Annotated in this window: 9 protein-coding genes and 2 pseudogenes; 4 read left to right on the top strand and 7 right to left on the bottom strand. The window is 62.4% G+C overall.

The annotated features are described in order from the left end of the window. Nucleotides 1–19: 19 nt before the first annotated feature. A complete protein-coding gene (locus tag L0Z65_RS03095; protein WP_096871736.1) occupies nt 20–937 on the top strand; it encodes a hypothetical protein in 918 nt (305 codons plus the stop codon). A gap of 10 nt (nt 938–947) precedes the next feature. On the opposite strand, the gene L0Z65_RS03090 is transcribed toward L0Z65_RS03095, so the two are convergent. Together L0Z65_RS03090 and L0Z65_RS03085 are read right to left on the bottom strand one after the other, a co-directional pair. Further along, nucleotides 948–1418 (bottom strand): GNAT family N-acetyltransferase, encoded by a 471-nt coding sequence (locus L0Z65_RS03090; protein ID WP_405110667.1) that lies wholly within the window; start codon nt 1416–1418, stop codon nt 948–950. Between the two features lie 99 nt (nt 1419–1517). Then, entirely contained in the window at nt 1518–2258 is a 741-nt protein-coding gene (locus L0Z65_RS03085) for a YebC/PmpR family DNA-binding transcriptional regulator (RefSeq protein ID WP_405110664.1), read from the bottom strand. 179 nt (nt 2259–2437) lie between these two features. On the opposite strand from L0Z65_RS03085, the gene L0Z65_RS03080 reads away from it, so the two are divergent. Then, complete coding sequence (locus L0Z65_RS03080) at nt 2438–4213, top strand: SLC13 family permease (protein ID WP_102896687.1); 1776 nt, start codon at nt 2438–2440, stop codon at nt 4211–4213. Nucleotides 4214–4324: 111 nt separating this feature from the next. After that, the gene (locus L0Z65_RS03075; RefSeq protein WP_405110660.1) at nt 4325–5995 is read left to right on the top strand and encodes an FAD-binding dehydrogenase; all 1671 of its coding nucleotides are present in this window, start codon (nt 4325–4327) and stop codon (nt 5993–5995) included. Between the two features lie 41 nt (nt 5996–6036). Here the strand turns inward: L0Z65_RS03075 and L0Z65_RS03070 are convergent, their stop codons facing one another. From L0Z65_RS03070 to mgtE, 4 genes and pseudogenes are all read right to left on the bottom strand, one after another. Beyond that, complete coding sequence (locus tag L0Z65_RS03070) at nt 6037–7815, bottom strand: SLC13 family permease (protein WP_167385677.1); 1779 nt, start codon at nt 7813–7815, stop codon at nt 6037–6039. Between the two features lie 278 nt (nt 7816–8093). Next, nucleotides 8094–8908 (bottom strand): annotated as a pseudogene (locus tag L0Z65_RS03065) (TIGR00282 family metallophosphoesterase). A gap of 113 nt (nt 8909–9021) precedes the next feature. Then, nucleotides 9022–9585: a 5-formyltetrahydrofolate cyclo-ligase gene (locus L0Z65_RS03060; protein ID WP_096871741.1), complete on the bottom strand. Its 564-nt coding sequence runs from the start codon at nt 9583–9585 to the stop codon at nt 9022–9024. A 63-nt stretch (nt 9586–9648) separates the two neighbouring features. Continuing rightward, nucleotides 9649–11038 (bottom strand): annotated as a pseudogene (gene mgtE, locus L0Z65_RS03055) (magnesium transporter). Between the two features lie 136 nt (nt 11039–11174). On the opposite strand from mgtE, the gene guaD reads away from it, so the two are divergent. Then, the gene (gene guaD / locus L0Z65_RS03050; protein ID WP_405110655.1) at nt 11175–12461 is read left to right on the top strand and encodes a guanine deaminase; all 1287 of its coding nucleotides are present in this window, start codon (nt 11175–11177) and stop codon (nt 12459–12461) included. A gap of 129 nt (nt 12462–12590) precedes the next feature. On the opposite strand, the gene L0Z65_RS03045 is transcribed toward guaD, so the two are convergent. Next, the gene (locus tag L0Z65_RS03045) at nt 12591–13931 is read right to left on the bottom strand and encodes an 8-oxoguanine deaminase (RefSeq protein WP_405110652.1); all 1341 of its coding nucleotides are present in this window, start codon (nt 13929–13931) and stop codon (nt 12591–12593) included. Nucleotides 13932–14020 lie beyond the last annotated feature (89 nt).

Genomic DNA, 14020 nt, shown 5'->3' with positions numbered 1-14020 from the left:
CCACCGGGTTCACATCAAGGTGCCAGAGGACCACGACAGCCAGACACCGGGAGCCGCCACCGGTCTTGCAACCGATCCTGCGCGCAGATCGCCAGTGCGCAGGCGCATCCTGTCGCTGGGGCGCAGCTTCCTGTGGCAATTGATCCTGCCCCGGCTGGTGGTGCTGCTGACATGGGCACTGTTGAATACGGTCGTGGTGCTGCCGATACGGTTGCTCTATGCGCTGGTTCTGATCGACGCGCTGCTGCTGTTGTGGCAGGCGCGGTGCTTCCTGCGCAGCGCCGATGCCCATATCCGCGACACCGGACATCTGGCGCCGGTCTGGGGTGGATATCTGGCCATTCTCTTTGCCGGCTTTGCCACCGTCACCCTGTGGTGGGACGCGGTGCTGATCGCGACGACCCCGGATGAGCCGGATTATGCCGAGCAGGAACGGCTGGCGCGCGAGGCGCTTTATGACTTGTCGATCACCCCTGATGGGCGGCGGCTGGTCTTTGTCGGGGAAATCCCGCATGGGCTGACCCGCCGTGTGGCGGCGATGATGGCAGAGGCCCCGGCCCTGCGTGAGGTCGCCCTGAGCGGTCCGGGCGGGTTGATCTATGAGGCACGCGGTGTGGCCCGGCTGATCCGGGAGCGGGCGCTGGACACGGTGGCGGAGGGCACCTGCGCCTCTGCCTGCACGCTGATCTTCGCGGCGGGGCAACAGCGCAGGCTGGCCGATCAGGGCGTCTTGGGGTTTCACGCCTATGCGCTGAATTTCCCCGGTGGGTTGCCACAGGTGGATCTGGGCCGCGAACAGGCGCGCGATCGGGCGTTCCTGATCGAACAGGGCATCAGCGCAGGGTTTGCCGACCGGCTGTTTGCCACCGCGAGCCACGACCTGTGGATGCCGGACGCAGATGAACTGCGACGGGAAGGCGTGCTGACGCAGCCCTGATCGTCTCAGATCAGCTCAGGGCCTTGGTCATGCGGTAGTTGTGAAGCCCGACGCCCCGGCGTTCGATCTCGCGGCGCCCCTCGTCAGTAAAACCCTGCCGGGAGAAAAACCGCTTCGCGGCCTCGCTTGCCTCAACATATAGGCTGTTCAGCCCCAAATCCCGCGCCTGTGCCTCCAACTGCTGATAAAGCGCAAGACCTACGCCGGTGCCCGCAACTTTCGGATGGCAATAAAAGCAATCGATGTGGCCGTCCCGCTCCAGCTCAATAAAGCCCTGCGGCTGATCCGTGTCGTCTACTGCGACAAAGACAAATCGCCCGTCATCTGCGCGGCCCTGCCATGCCTCTGCCGGGGCCGGTTCCGGGCTCCAGGCGGCACATTGCTCCGGGCTGTAGTCCCGCGCGCTTACGCCATGCACGGCCGCATGAAAGATCTGCGCCAGCGCTGCGGCATCTTCGGCGCGGAAACCTCTGATTTTCATCGTTTCATCCTTATGCGGCTTGGACCCAAGGGGACTGCGCAGACAAAAAGACCCGCCAGTCCGGCGGGCCTCAGGCTTTCTCGTTGTCGCAGCCGCGGTTTACAGCTGCTCCATCACCTCATCCGAGGCTTCGAAGTTGGTGGTGACCCGCTGCACGTCATCATCGTCTTCCAGCGCATCCACCAGCTTCATCAGCTTCTGCATGCCTTCGAGATCCAGCTCGGTGGTGGTGGTGGGCTTCCACACCAGCTTGGTCGAGTCGGACTCGCCCAGTTCACTTTCCAGCGCGTTGGACACCTCGTTGAGGTCGGTATCGGCGCAGTAGATGATGTGGCCATCTTCGGAACTGTCGACATCCTCAGCGCCCGCTTCAATCGCAGCCATCATCACGGTGTCCGCATCGCCGACCGTTGCCGGGTAAGTCACCTCACCCTTGCGGTCGAACATAAAGCCGACGGAGCCAGTCTCGCCGAGGTTGCCGCCGTTCTTGGAGAAGGTGGAGCGCACGGTGGAGGCGGTCCGGTTGCGGTTGTCGGTCATGGCTTCGACGATGACGGCCACGCCATTCGGGCCATAGCCCTCATAGCGGATTTCTTCGTAATCATCGCCTTCACCGGCAGTGGATTTCTTGATCGCGCGATCAATCACATCCTTGGGGACGGATTGGCTCTTGGCTTCCTTCACCGCCAGACGCAGACGCGGGTTTTTCTCAGGATCGGGGTCGCCCATTTTGGCGGCGACGGTGATTTCCTTGGAGAGTTTCGAGAACAATTTCGACCGCGCGGCGTCCTGACGGCCCTTGCGGTGCTGGATATTCGCCCATTTGGAATGGCCTGCCATGGTGCATCCTTGCTGCTTCAATTTCGATCTGGCGCCCATATAGCCCCGACATGTGGGGGCTTTCAAGCGCCCCATATGCACCCTGCCCCTACCAGCGCCGCCGGATCCTGGGCACGCGCCACGACAGAAGGGTGCATTGCGACGGTTGCCCAACCCGCCTCAGCGGCTAGAGTGGCGCCATGACATTTGACCAGACCGTTTTATTCGCCCTCTTTGCCGCTGTCTTTGGCCTGCTGCTTTGGGGAAAGTACCGCTATGATATCGTGGCGTTTTCAGCGCTAATGGTGGCGGTGGTTCTGGGCGTCGTGCCCGCCAGCGACGCCTTTGCCGGGTTTGGCCACCCGGCCACCTTGGTAGTGGCATTGGTGCTGGTGGTCTCGGCTGGGCTGGTTCGGTCGGGCGCGGTGTTTCTGATCACCCGCACGCTGGTGGACAGCAGCCGCAATCTGGGCGCACATATCACGCTGATGGGCGGGATCGGCGCGGTTCTGTCGGCCTTCATGAACAATGTAGCGGCGTTGGCGCTGCTGATGCCGGTGGACATCCAGACCGCGCGCAAGGCCGGGCGCACACCGGGGATGAGCCTGATGCCGCTATCCTTTGCCACCATCTTGGGCGGTATGGCGACGCTGATCGGGACACCCCCCAATATCATCATTGCCTCAATCCGCGAGGAGACCCTGGGAGAACCGTTCCGGATGTTCGACTTCGCCCCGGTGGGCGGGATTGCGGCGCTGGCGGGGTTGCTGTTTGTCGCACTGATCGGCTGGCGCCTGATCCCGCTACGCCAGAATGCGGCGGGCGCGTCAGAGGCACAGCTGTCCCAGTATATTGCCGAGCTGACGGTGCCCGAAGGCTCCGAAATGATCGGTCAGCGGCTGGGAGAATTCGACAAGGAAGCGGAGAAAGCCGATGTCGCCATTCTCGGGCTGATCCGCGACGGCAAGCGGCTTTATGGGCGGGCGGCAGGTCAGATGCTACGGGCTGGTGACGCTCTGGTGCTGGAGGCCACACCCGAAGCGCTGGATGAGTTTCGCAGCGCCGCCTCCCTCGATTTTGCCGATGCCGCGCGCCAGGAGAAACTGGCGGCCGCAGGCGATGGGCTTGAACTGGTTGAGGTGGTGGTGCCGGAAACCGCCCGCATCAAGGGGCGCAGCGCGCAGGCGCTGGGGCTGGCCTGGCGGCAGAACACAGTTCTGATGGGGCTGGCGCGGCAGGGTCGCCGCCTGACCCGCCATATCCGCCAGGAACAGATTGAGGCCGGGGATATCCTGCTGCTGCTCTGCCCGCGGGAACGGGGCGCCGATGTGACAGAATGGCTGGGCTGCCTGCCGCTGGCCGAGCGTGGCCTGTCGGTAACCGCCAATGACAAGACCTGGCTGGCGATTGGCCTCTTTGCGGGGGCGGTGCTCGCCGCCTCGCTGGGGATTATCTATCTGCCGATTGCGCTGGGGCTGGTGGTGGTGGCCTATGTGTTGACCAAGATCCTGCCGCTGGCGGAATTATATGACCACATTGAATGGCCGGTGGTTGTGCTGCTGGGATCCATGATCCCATTGGGAGCAGCCTTAGACAGCGCCGGTGGAACGGCTCTGATTGCTGAAAGCCTGCTCACACTGACCAATGGGATGCCCGCCTGGGCCATTCTGACGGTGTTGATGGTGGTTACCATGACGCTGTCGGATGTGCTGAACAACACAGCCACAGCCATTGTTGCAGCCCCTGTCGGCATACAGATGGCCAATGGCCTTGGGGTGTCACCTGATCCGTTCCTGATGGCAGTGGCTGTCGCGGCCTCTGCGGCCTTCCTCACCCCTATCGGGCATAAGAACAACACGCTGGTGCTGGGCCCGGGCGGCTATCAGTTCGGTGATTACTGGCGCATTGGCCTGCCGCTTGAGGTGTTGATCATCGCCGTCTCTATCCCGTCAATCTTGCTGTTCTGGCCGCTTTGAACGGGCGGATCACGCGGATATGACCCAACGGCAGGGCGCGCAGGGTTTGCGCCTGTGCCCTCTGCACGCTTAGGCTGATCCCACCACGGGGACCAATAGCGGAGGCACACCATGGGACAGGCAACGGACAACAGCGCAGATGTGATCATTATCGGCGCCGGGCTGGCCGGACTGGTGGCGGCAGCCGAACTGGGCGACCGGGGCAAGCGGGTGATCCTGCTGGATCAGGAGCCTGCGCATTTCCTGGGCGGTCAGGCGCATTGGAGCCTTGGTGGGTTGTTCATGATCGACACGCCAGAGCAACGCCGCATGGGCATTCGCGACTGCCCCGATCTGGCGCGGCGCGACTGGTTCGGCAGCGCCCAGTTTGATCGCCCCGAGGATCACTGGCCGCAACGCTGGGCGCGGGCCTATCTGGACTTTGCCAGTGGCGAGATGCGGGCCTGGCTGCACGGGCTGGGGATGCGCTGGTTTCCGGTGGTGGGCTGGGCCGAACGCGGCGGCGGCGATGGCGAAGGCCACGGCAATTCAGTGCCGCGCTTTCACCTCACCTGGGGCACCGGACCCGGAGTGGTCGCCCCCTTTGCCGCGCGGGTTGAGGCCCATATTGAGGCTGGTTTGATCCAGCCGCGGTTTCGCCATCAGGTCAGCCATATCATCACCCAGGGCGGCATCGTCAAAGGTGTCTCCGGCGAGGTTCTGGCCGCAGATGAGGCCCCGCAGGGCGCACGCACCAATCGGCAGGAAATCGGCGAGTTTGAGGTCTATGCGCCGTCGGTGCTGGTCGCCTCGGGCGGGATTGGCGGCAATCTGGATGCGGTGCGCAAGAACTGGCCGGTGGAGCGGCTCGGCCCGGCGCCGCGCCGCATGGTGTCGGGTGTGCCCCTTCACGTGGATGGCCGCATGATCCCCATCGCGGAGGCCGCTGGCGGCCATGTCATCAATGCCGACCGGATGTGGCACTACACCGAGGGGCTGCGCAACTGGAATCCAATCTGGCCCAACCACGGCATCCGCATCCTGCCGGGGCCTTCTTCGATGTGGTTTGACGCCAAAGGCGACCGCCTGCCCGCGCCTTATTTGCCGGGGTTCGACACGCTGGGCACCCTGCGCGAAATCCTGAAGACCGGGCAGGATTACAGTTGGTTCATCCTGAGCCAGAAGATCATCCAAAAGGAATTTGCCCTCTCCGGATCCGAACAGAACCCGGATCTGACCTCTGGCAAATGGGGCGAGGTGCTTCGCGCGCGGTTGTTGTCGCGGGGCAAGGCCCCGGCCCCGGTGGAGGCGTTCAAGAAACATGGTGCGGATTTCGTCGTCGCCGGCACGCTGAGTGATCTGGTCAAGGGCATGAATGAATTGGGGGAGCTGCCGCTGGAGGAAAGCCATTTGCGTCGGCAGATTGAGGCGCGGGATGCGCAGGCGGATAATCCCTTTGCCAAGGACGCGCAGCTGATTGCGATCCATGCCGCGCGCAACTACCGGGGCGATCGTCTGATCCGCACCGCCAAGCCGCACCGCCTGCTGGACCATGCCAATGGGCCGCTGATTGCAGTGCGGCTGAACATCCTGACGCGCAAGTCACTGGGCGGTTTGCAGACCGATCTGGACGGGCAGCTGATTGGCGCGGATGGCACGTCTGTACCAGGGCTGTTTGCCGCTGGAGAGGTCGCGGGTTTTGGCGGTGGTGGCTATCACGGCTATAACGCGCTGGAGGGCAGTTTCCTTGGTGGGTGTCTGTTTACCGGTCGCCAAGCCGGGCAATCACGTGCGATTGCCTGAACTGGCATAAATCATGATTAACAGAACCTTACTGGCCGCTGTTAAAGTGGCCAGAAGACCGGGATCAGGATGGATGCCAAGAGGCCAACGCTAAAGTTCAGCGGAATGCCCACCCGCAGAAAGTCGGTGAATTTATATCCGCCCGGACCGTAGACCAGCATGTTGGTCTGATAGCCAATCGGTGTCGCAAAGGAGGCTGAGGCCGCCACCATCACCGCCACCACAAGGGGGCGTGGATCAATGCCCATGGCCTGCGCCAGCCCCACTGCGATCGGGGTCACCACCACGGCCACCGCATTGTTGGAGACCAGCTCTGTCAGGATCGAGGTCAGCAGATAGACCGCCCAGACCAGAAGAAACGGCGGCAGAACAGAGAGTGACGGCGCAATGGCGTCCACAATGAGCCGCACAGCGCCGGAGCTTTCAAGTGCGGCACCGATGGCCAGCATGGCAAAGATCAGCGTGAGCAGGCGACCGTCGACAAAAGAAAACGCCTCGTCGGCATCAATGCAGCGGGTGATCAGCACCAGTGAGACAGCCAGGACCGACAGCATCAAGATCGGGGCCACACCCAGAGCCGCCAGAAGCACGATGCCGATCAACGCGACAATGGCAATGGGCGCGTGGCGGCGCCGGTAGGCGCGCACAGAGGGCTGCGACACCGCCGCCATATCCATATCTGCCGCAAGGCGCTGAATATCTTCGGTGTTGCCCTCCAGAAGCAGGGTATCGCCCACCCGCACCACCAGATCCTCCAGCTGGACGCCGATGTTCTGGTTCCGACGATGCACCGCCAACGTGTAGACGCCATAGCGGCGGCGCAGACGCATCGCGCCAAGCGAGCGGCCGACCATGCGGCAGCCGGGGGTGATCAGCACCTCAACGGTTTCGGTTTCAACGGTGGAGACCTGATCGACGCGCTTCAGCTCCTTGTTGCGTTGCAGACTGAGGAGTTCGGTCATCTGGGTGCGCAGGACCACCCGGTCACCGACCTGCAGCTCCACGCCTTTCAGCGCGTTGCGCAGCGAGATATCGCCGCGAATGACGTCGATCAGCCGCACGCCGGGGCGTTTGAACAATTGCACGCCGGTGACCTCGCGCCCGATCAGATTGCTGTCCGGAGGGATCACCGCCTCGGTGAAGAATTTCATCCGCGAGCGGTCGCTGAGCAAGCTGGCCATGCTGCTGCGGTCCGGCAACAGGCGCGGTGCGACGAAGCGCAGGTAGATCATGCCCCAGATCACCAGAATGATGCCCAGCGGCGTGACCTCGAAAATAGTGAAAGGCGCCAGCCCCTGCGCCCGTGCAACCCCGTCCACCAGCAGGTTCGTAGAGGTGCCGATCAGCGTCAGCGTGCCACCCAAGATGGCTGCATAACTCAGCGGGATCAGCATCTTAGAGGCCGAAACCTTCATCGTGCGGGCAATCTGGATGAACACAGGGATCATCACCACAACTACCGGCGTGTTCGACACAACGGCAGAGGCGGCAACGACAAAGACCATCAAGAGCGCGATGGCCAGCTTCGGGCTGACCTCCGCCTGCTTGCGCGCCTGCGCGGTAAAGGCATCCAGTGCCCCGGTGCGCACCAGGGCCCCCATGATGATGAACATGGCCGCAATGGTCCAGGGCGCCGGATTTGACAACACCGGCAGCGCCGCCTGATAGGGCAGCACGCCTGTTGCCAGCATTGTTGAGACACCTGCCAGCGCCACCACCTCAGTCGGGAAGGTTTCTCGCAGGAAGGCTGCAAACATCGCCGCCACGATCAGCAGTGTCAGAACCGCGCCGCCGGTCTCGCCAAGGGGTAGAAACTGCATCAAGGGTAACGACATCCATGAGGTTGAAAGATCAGTCATCGGTGACCTGCAAGACCGGCTGGAACCGCATCAGACAGCGCACGGCCCAAGCGAGTGAACCTGATCCCGCCACCCGAGGCAAGTGTTTCGCGGTGCAACCGGTTGGCATGGTCCTGATTTACCGGCTGTTTGCGAACAGGGTTTGGATTTTCCGCATATAGACAGGCAAGTATCCCCCTGCCCTGCGTGTATTTTTGCGGAGCTAGGCACGTTGCGAGCCGCCCGAGACAAAGCCAGCGTCAGGGCGCGGCCTCTTCCAGCAAGCCACCCACCCGGATCATGCGGATCGATTTCGCCGCACCGGTGCGATCATCGGTGTCCACAAAAACACCGGAGAGCGTTGCTGGCCCTTCGGCGGGGGTGAAGCGGTTTTTGGGCATGCCGGTCAGGAAACGGCGCATCGGTTCGGATTTCTCCATCCCGATCACGGAGTTATAATCGCCGCACATGCCGAAGCATCTGTCAGATACCCGGTCCCGCCAGACAGGATCTGGGCATCGGCCGTTGGCACATGGGTATGGGTGCCCACCACCAGCGAGGCGCGGCCGTTACAGAAATGCCCCATGGCCATTTTCTCAGACGTGGCTTCGCAGTGCATGTCGACGATCACCGCCTGCGCCAGACCGCCACGTGGATGCGATTTCAGCACCGCCTCAACCGCACCAAAGGGATCATCATAGGCGCGTTTCATGAACACCTGCCCCAGCGCCTGCACCACCAGCACCTTGCGCCCGCCGGGGGCGTTGAACAGCCGGTAGCCGCGCCCCGGTGCGTTTTTGGCAAAATTCAGCGGCCGGATAATGCGCGGCTCTTTCTCGATGGCCTGCAACATGTCCTTTTGATCAAAGGCATGGTCGCCAAGGGTCAGACAATCGGCCCCCGCATCCAGCAGCGCCTTGGCATGTTCGCCATTCAGCCCCATGCCATTGGACGCATTCTCGCCATTGACCACGACAAAATCCAGTCGCCAGTCCTTGCGCATCTGCGGGAGGTGTTCGGAAATGGCCTTGCGTCCCGCACGGCCCATGACATCGCCAAGAAATAATAGTCGCATCCAGGCGTGGTACGCCGTTGCAGGGCTCAGGACAAGGCCCGCGTTGATGGACCAAAACTTTTTGAAAAGTGTTGCCCAGATTTTTTCAAAAATCTGAGCGATCAGCCGCAGCGCTATCGGCTGAACTGCAACACCCGGCTTTCGGTGATCAGCATATCCAGCGGCTGATCCGTTGGTTCCAGTGGTAGGTCGTCCGCCTCTTGAGCGTCAAAAGCAAACCCAATGGCCAATGTCGCGCGTTTACCGCGCAGCAATTCCAAGGTGCGGTCGTAAAAGCCGCCCCCATATCCAAGCCGCCCGCCCCGCGCATCAAAGGCGACCAGCGGCACAATCAGGATCTCGGGTTCAAAATAATCATCCACCTCGGGCACTCTGGCGCCAAAGGGGCCGTCGCGCAGCGCGCCTTCCGGCTGCCAGCGACTGAATTTCAGCGGTGTCTCCTTGGCCTGGATCACTGGCACACCAACCGGACCATGGGCCGCCGCCTCAGCCATGGCAGGGAGCGGGTCAATCTCCGTGCGGATCGGCATATAACCTGAAAGCGGCACACCGCGATATCCGGCCAGCACCTCGGACAGATGGCCCGCGACCCCCGGCTTGTTCATCTCATATGCGGCCTTGCGGCGCTGGAAGGCAGCTTTGCGGGCGTCGGCCTTGATCCGGGTGAGGTCATCCATGAGTGCGATCCTGTCAGAACGAAAGACACCGCCCGCACCGGCAGGCAGCAAAAACGGCGCAGGTCAGAGCAACATCGCCCCGGCCAGCCCAAGAAAAGCAAAAAATCCGACAATATCCGTGACCGTTGTCACAAAGGCACCAGAGGCCAGCGCCGGATCGACGCCGATTTTTTCCAGAATAATCGGCACCACGGTTCCCGCCAGCCCCGCGACGACCAGATTGATCACCATAGCGACGGCAATCACCACGCCCAGCACGGGTGAGCCGAACCACAAGATCCCCACCACGCCCATGATCAGGGCAAAGGCAAGGCCGTTGACCAGCCCCACCAGAACCTCCCGCCGGATCACCCGCCAGACGTTGGATCCGGTGAGGTCGCGGGTCGCCAGCGCGCGCACTGCCACCGTTAGCGATTGCGTGCCGGCATTGCCACCCATGGAGGCCACGATTGGCATTAGCACCGCCAGCGCCACAAATTCGGCAATCGTCGCCTCAAACTGGGCAATCACCAGCGAGGCCAGAATTGCGGTGGCAAGGTTCACCGCCAGCCAGGGAAAGCGCTGCTTCGTCGTGGCCATCACCCGGTCAGCAAGGCTGCCCTCGCCGACCCCCGCGAGGCGCAGGATGTCTTCTTCGTGCTCTTCGTCCAGCACCACCATGGCATCATCCATGGTGATGACGCCCACCAGCCGTCCCTCATCATCGACCACGGGGGCCGAGATCAGGTGGTACTGGTTGAAGGCATAGGCCACATCTTCCTCGTCCTGATCGGCAGGGATGATCTGAAACGTCTCCTCGACGATGTCACCCAGCGGCACCTCCCGTTTGGAGGACATGATGCGGCCAAGCGTGACATTGCCGACGGGGTGTAGCCGCGGATCGACCAGAACGACATGGTAGAATTGATCCGGGAGATGATCGGATTCCCGCATGAAATCAATTGCCTGCCCGACCGTCCAGTGGTCCGGTGCCATCACCACCTCGCGCTGCATCAGACGGCTGAGCGGAGTTCTCAGGATAGCTCAGCGATTGTTCGACCGCGACCCGGTCCGCATCTTCCAGTGTGTTGAGAATGGCCTCCTGCTGCGGCTCTTCCAGATCCTCCAGCAGGTCAACAACGTCATCGCTTTCAAGATCACGCACCGCCTCAGCCAAAACCTGTGGCGCAAGCTGCGAGATCACCTCTTCGCGGATGCTCTCATCCAGTTCCGACAGGATCTCACCGTCGAATTCGCGGTCGTACAGCCGGATCAGCTGGCCCCGGTCAAAGGCGCTGATCTGTTCCAGCAGGTCAGCGATATCCGCCGCGTGCAGCGGCTCCATCAGCGCGGTCAGCTGCGCCTGATCCGCGGCCTCCACTGCCTCAAGAATCTGGCCGACCCGTTTGCGATCCAGCTCATAGGCATCCTCGGACGCGGGATCGACTGGCTCTTGGTGGTCGTCTGCAATCATCTGAGGCCCCTTTTTCGCGGTTGCTTCTGGAATAAAAGAAGCAGTTACCGAAAAACAATGACAATGACGTAATTTACCGCCGATGATGCTGCGCGTATCCTGTGGACCGCAGTTTGGCAAGAAAGGACCGCGTCTTATGCAGGCAGACTATATCTTACGAGGACAGGTTCTTTCGTTTACAGACACCCCCTTTGGTGGCGACAGCCCGGAGGCGGCGGCAAAGCTGCATGAGGCGGTCGCCATCGGTGGTGGCAAGGTGCTGGAGCTGGGCGCATGGGAGGGCCTGCGCAAGGCCCATCCGGCGGCAGAACTGGTGGACCACGGCGACCGGCTGATCCTTGCGGGGTTTGTCGATGCTCATGTGCATTTCCCCCAGACCGCGATTATTGCCAGCTGGGGCAAACGGCTGATTGACTGGCTGAACAGCTATACCTTCCCCGAGGAGATGCAGTTTGGTGATCGGTCTTATGCTGATGAGATCGCCGGGCGTTATCTGGATCTGACCCGCGCCAATGGCACCACCACCATGTGCAGCTATTGCACCATCCATCCCGAAAGCGTGGATGCGTTTTTCGCCGCCGCTCAGGCGCGGAGCCAACGGGTCGTCGCGGGCAAGACCTGCATGGATCGCAACGCCCCGGACGGGCTGCGCGACACCGCGCAATCGGCCCATGACGACAGTGCGGCGCTGATTGCGCGCTGGCATGGGGTTGACCGGCTGTCTTATGCGATCACGCCACGGTTCTCTCCCACCTCGACACCCGAACAGCTGGAGGCCATGGGCGCGCTTTGGGCCGATCATCCGGACTGCCTGATGCAGACCCATCTGAGCGAGCAAACGGATGAGATTGCCTGGGTGAAGTCGCTCTTTCCCAAGGCCCGCGATTATCTGGATACCTATGAGCAATTTGGCCTGTTGGGCGCGCGCGGCCTTTATGGTCATGCCATCCATCTGGAAGACCGCGAGCGTGCGCGCCTACGCGAGGTTGGCGCGGCGCTTGTGCATTGCCCGACCTCCAACACCTTCATCGGCTCCGGTCTGTTTGATATGGCCGGGCTGATGGCGGAGGGGCAACGGATCGGCCTGGCCACGGACACTGGCGGTGGCTCCAGTTTTTCAATGCTGCGCACCATGGCGGCGGCCTATGAGGTTGGTCAGCTGCGCGGCACGCCGCTGCACGCCGCGCAATTGCTATGGCTTGCGACGCAAGGCTCGGCCCGCGCGCTGCATATGGGAGACCAGATCGGCAATATCGCCCCCGGCATGGAGGCGGATCTGGTGGTGCTGAATCTGGCCTCAACCCCTGCCATTGCGCAGCGCAGCGCCGGGGCGAAAGATCTCTGGGAGGCGGTTTTTGCCACCGTCATGATGGGCGATGACCGGGCGGTTGCAGAGGTCTGGATCAACGGCGCACGCGACTGAAGCACGTCGCGACATGAGGACAAAGCGAGGGAGGCGCTGACGCGCCTCTGCCTCCGGCGGGAAATTTGGCGCCAGAAGCTGGGCGAAGCGCTGCTGCCCGGTTTGGCCAGCTGCGTCAGACCAGTCGCATCAAGCCAACTGCATCAGACGTGTGGTGGCTTTTTGGTGCCGTTCCAGGAGCCCTGGCAGATCCATGGTCGCCAAGGTGCCGTCGCGGATGATCTGACGCCCCTCAACGAAGAGATGTTTCACCTGTGCAGGCCCTGCCAGCAACAGGGCCGCCGGATCCCAGCTGCCGCTGGAGGCCACACCGGTGACATCCCAGATGGCGATATCGGCGCGTTTGCCGACCGCAAGCTGCCCCACATCGGGCCGTCCCAGCACCTCTGCCCCGCCGCGCGTGGCGATTTCCAACGCCTCATAGGCGCTCATGGCATCGGCGCCCTGCGCGACCCGCTGCAGCAGCATCGCCTGACGCGCCTCACTGATCAGGCTGGCCATATCATTGCTGGCAGATCCATCCACCCCCAGCCCAACGGGTACCCGCGCATCGCGCATGGCGCGCAGCGGCGCGATACCGCTGCCGAGCCGACAATTGGAACAGGGGCAATGGGCCACGCCGGTACGGGTCCGGGCGAAGAGATCAATCTCCTCGGCGTCCAGTTTCACACAATGGGCGTGCCAGACGTCAGGGCCGGTCCAACCCAGATCCTCGGCGTATTGGCCGGGTCGGCAGCCGAACTGCGCAAGGGAATAGGCGATATCTTCGTCATTTTCGGCCAGATGAGTGTGCAACATCACGCCCTTGTCCCGCGCCAGAAGGGCGCTGTCCCGCATCAGCTCCCGGCTGACAGAAAACGGCGAACAGGGCGCCAATGCGACCCGGCACATGGAGCCTTCAGAGGCATCATGGAACCGGTCCACCACCCGGATCATATCGTCGAGAATGGCGCGTTCATCCTCAACCAAGCTGTCTGGCGGCAGGCCCCCCGCGCTTTCGCCGATGCTCATGGCGCCACGGGTCGGCTGGAAGCGCAGGCCGATATCGCCAGCCGCCTCAATCGTATCCTCAAGCCTGCTGCCGTTGGGATAGAGGTAGAGGTGATCAGAGGTGAGCGTGCAGCCCGAGAAGGCCAGCTCCGCCAAGCCCAGCTGGGCGGAGACATGGATATCATCCGGCGTGAAGGCGGACCAGATCGGATAGAGCCGTTTCAGCCAGCCAAACAGCAACGCATCCTGCGCGCCCGGCACCGCGCGGGTGAGGTTCTGGTAGAGATGGTGGTGGGTGTTCACGAGACCGGGCGTCACGACGCAGCCGCGGCCGCTGATCCGCTCACCTGTGGTGCTGAGATCACTGCCAATCTCAGCAATAATTCCGTCACGCAGGCGCAGATCCACAGCCGACAGCTGGCGGCGCTGATCATCCATTGTCAGCGCGATATCAACATTTTGAATCAGAATTTCAGGCACAGGTCACACTCCATCAGGCCGCCCATTTCGGTGAAGTGTGAAGACGCGCCGACAGAATACGGGCAAAGGACTCGGCGCGTTGGAGTGGT

This window comes from Phaeobacter sp. BS52 (assembly GCF_045040595.1).
Classification (GTDB): Bacteria; Pseudomonadota; Alphaproteobacteria; order Rhodobacterales; family Rhodobacteraceae; genus Phaeobacter; species Phaeobacter piscinae.
The sequence above is the reverse complement of the archived record's forward strand: the minus strand, read 5'-3'. Positions and strand labels throughout refer to the sequence as shown.

Excerpts from the sequence above, each read along its gene's own strand:
- L0Z65_RS03060 (WP_096871741.1), bottom strand. The coding sequence starts at position 9,585 with ATGGATGACCTCACCCGGATCAAGGCCGACGCCCGCAAAGCTGCCTTC.
- L0Z65_RS03070 (WP_167385677.1), bottom strand. The coding sequence starts at position 7,815 with ATGCAGTTTCTACCCCTTGGCGAGACCGGCGGCGCGGTTCTGACACTG.
- L0Z65_RS03080 (WP_102896687.1), top strand. The coding sequence starts at position 2,438 with ATGACATTTGACCAGACCGTTTTATTCGCCCTCTTTGCCGCTGTCTTT.
- L0Z65_RS03085 (WP_405110664.1), bottom strand. The coding sequence starts at position 2,258 with ATGGCAGGCCATTCCAAATGGGCGAATATCCAGCACCGCAAGGGCCGT.
- L0Z65_RS03090 (WP_405110667.1), bottom strand. The coding sequence starts at position 1,418 with ATGAAAATCAGAGGTTTCCGCGCCGAAGATGCCGCAGCGCTGGCGCAG.
- guaD (WP_405110655.1), top strand. The coding sequence starts at position 11,175 with ATGCAGGCAGACTATATCTTACGAGGACAGGTTCTTTCGTTTACAGAC.
- L0Z65_RS03075 (WP_405110660.1), top strand. The coding sequence starts at position 4,325 with ATGGGACAGGCAACGGACAACAGCGCAGATGTGATCATTATCGGCGCC.